At 29.5% G+C, this 2,750-nt stretch carries 3 protein-coding genes; 2 read left to right on the top strand and 1 reads right to left on the bottom strand.

The genetic code is table 11. From position 1 onward, the window contains the following. Window positions 1–708 precede the first annotated feature (708 nt). A complete protein-coding gene (locus SOJ_RS14045) occupies window positions 709–927 on the top strand; it encodes a VraH family peptide resistance protein (RefSeq protein ID WP_002508787.1) in 219 nt (72 codons plus the stop codon). A gap of 171 nt (window positions 928–1,098) precedes the next feature. On the opposite strand, the gene SOJ_RS14305 is transcribed toward SOJ_RS14045, so the two are convergent. Then, a complete protein-coding gene (locus SOJ_RS14305) occupies window positions 1,099–1,512 on the bottom strand; it encodes an NINE protein (RefSeq protein ID WP_002508786.1) in 414 nt (137 codons plus the stop codon). Window positions 1,513–1,823: 311 nt separating this feature from the next. Between SOJ_RS14305 and SOJ_RS14035 the strand changes: the two genes are divergently transcribed. After that, window positions 1,824–2,750, top strand: a 927-nt coding sequence (locus tag SOJ_RS14035) for a protein rep (protein ID WP_083846531.1), incomplete at its 3' end; no start/stop codon positions are given.

Genomic DNA, 2,750 nt, shown 5'->3' with positions numbered 1-2,750 from the left:
GTCTGGCTTTGCCAGACCTATCAATTTTAATTGATAGCATATTTTCCTTATGCTCTTAGCCATAATTTTATGTAAATCTAAAAATTTAGGTTTGTATCCCTGCGGGAACTATAAAAAATCATGAAAATTTTAATTTGCATGTAACTGGGCAGTGTCTAAAAAATAAGCCACTGGTTTTGCTCAAATTTTTACTTTTGGAAATAGCATATATTTATTTGGCTCATATTTGCGTTTTAAGAGCTTATATAAGTTTTTAGGCATAAAACTATATGGATTACCCCTAAATCTTTAAAATGCCCCCTTAAAATTCAAAATAAAGGTATTTAAAATTTTAAAAATAAAAAAGCTACTAGCAAAAAACTAGTAGCTTAAATCTTAGTTAAATTTTGATGTAGTATTAATTTTTATATCTACGCTACAACATCGATTCAAATTCGTGCAGTATTAATTTTTGTATCTGCGCCACAACGCCGATTACTAATAATGCAGTATTAATTTTTATATCTGTGCTGCAACACCGATTACTTAAAACTAAGATTAAAAAAATCGACGAAGGTCGATTATGGTTTTCGCACCGTTTGGAACAAACGTATAAGTGCGCCCTTACGGGACCCTTACGGGATTTAACTAGATTATAACGATGAAAAATAGACCTGTAAAGCGATAACTATTGTGATAAAGTTTGCTAAAAAGGAGTGTTTTATTTTTATGACTATCAAACAAATTGTGAATGATTTATTAAATAAAAAATGGTCTTTAGAAGATTTGTTTTGGTTAATTTTTATGTGTGTAATATTTAGTACTTTTACTACACCGTTTTTTGGTATTCCGATTGGAGTTATTGCTTACTTTTTATTTTTCTATAAAGATGATGATTTTGATGAGATGGCAGAAAAATATGATTATCAAGAAGAGAATAAAAAATAGACCACGCATTTATGCCGAGAAAATTTATTGATCAATGAGAAGAACCCTTAACTAAACTTGAAGACGAATGTCGGCATAGCGTGAGCTATTAAGCCGACCATTCGACAAGTTTTGGGTTTGTTAAGGGTTCAGAGGCTCGTTGTCAATAAAGCAATTGGAATAAAGCAATATTTAATTTATTTCTATGTTATTTTTATCGTCACTTGGTTTTAAAAGTGCTAGTATGCCTTCTACAATTCCTATTACACCTGGTATACCTGTCCAACAAAATAATAAGTAAAGTAAGCCTTTTTTATTTTGTTTAACATAAAATTTGTGGATACCTAGTCCACCTAAAAAGAAGGCTAGTGCAGAATAAATATATTTATTGGTTTCCATTATTTCGACCCCTTTTATTAATTGATTTAAGGAAACGTTGAATAATTTAGTGATTTTTAAAATTGTTTTTAAATCAGGATTGCTTATTTCTCTTTCCCAATTGGAAATAGAGTGACGTGATACTTCTAACTTTTCTGCTAATTTTTCTTGTGACATATTTTTATTCTTTCTTAATTTTTGAATCTGTTTCCCAATTTTAGTTTCCAAATTATTGTCTCCTTGGTTTTAAGATATCTTTTATTTTGATTTATTCTACCGAAATTTATGAACATAGCTAAATTTTATGTAAAAAATAGTGAACAATACTTATTTTTTAGGGGTTTAGAAACGAGTTGAAAACGAGTTTCTTCTTGTCTTGATACTATATAGAAATAACGTTCTTTTTCAAAATATGCATTAATCGTTGATATGACAGTCTTTTTGTTTGTTTTTAAGCGTGAAAGAAAAAATTGACATAAAAAAGCTCCAGTAATATGATTAAGTTACGACGCTTAAATCAATACTGGAGGTCTTTTTATATGCAATATAATACTACTAGATGTATAGACGAAAATCAAGATAATAAAACATTAAAAGATATGACGAAAAGTGGGAAACAACGCCCATGGAGAGAAAAGAAAATAGATAATGTAAGTTATGCAGATATACTGGAAATCTTAAAAATCAAAAAGGCTTTTAACGTAAAGCAATGTGGTAATGTCTTAGAGTTCAAGCCAACTGATGAAGGTTATTTGAAATTACATAAGACATGGTTTTGTAAGTCGAAATTATGCCCAGTTTGTAATTGGAGGCGTGCTATGAAAAATAGTTATCAAGCTCAAAAAGTGATTGAAAAAGTGGTTAAAGAAAAGCCAACTGCACGTTGGTTGTTTCTTACGTTATCGACAAGAAATGCGATAGATGGTGAAACTTTAGAACAAAGTTTAAAACATTTAACTGAATCATTTAGAAGATTATTTAAATATAAAAAAATCAGTAAAAATTTAATTGGTTTTATGCGATCAACAGAAGTTACGGTTAATAAAAATGATGGTAGTTACAATCAACATATGCATGTTTTATTATGTGTTGAGAATGCGTATTTTAGAAAAAAAGAAAATTATATTACGCAGACAGAATGGGTCGGTTTATGGCAAAAAGCATTACAAGTTGATTATCGACCAGTCGCAAATATTAAAGCGATCAAACCAAATCAAAAAGGCGATAAAGATATTCAAGCAGCTATCAAAGAAACCTCTAAATATTCTGTTAAGTCATCTGATTTTTTAACTGATGATGATGAAAGAAATCAAGAAATCGTGAATGATTTGGAAAAAGGTTTATACCGAAAACGTATGTTGAGTTATGGTGGATTGCTTAAACAAAAACATAAAATTTTAAATTTAGACGATGCCGAAGATGGCAATTTAATTAATACAAGTGACGAAGATAGAACAACAGGTGAA

The organism is Staphylococcus sp. OJ82 (assembly GCF_000294465.1).
Taxonomy (GTDB): Bacteria; Bacillota; Bacilli; order Staphylococcales; family Staphylococcaceae; genus Staphylococcus; species Staphylococcus equorum.
Note: the sequence above shows the minus strand (reverse complement) of the source record. Positions and strands in the feature narration are given on the sequence as shown.

Excerpts from the sequence above, each read along its gene's own strand:
- SOJ_RS14045 (WP_002508787.1), top strand. The coding sequence starts at position 709 with ATGACTATCAAACAAATTGTGAATGATTTATTAAATAAAAAATGGTCT.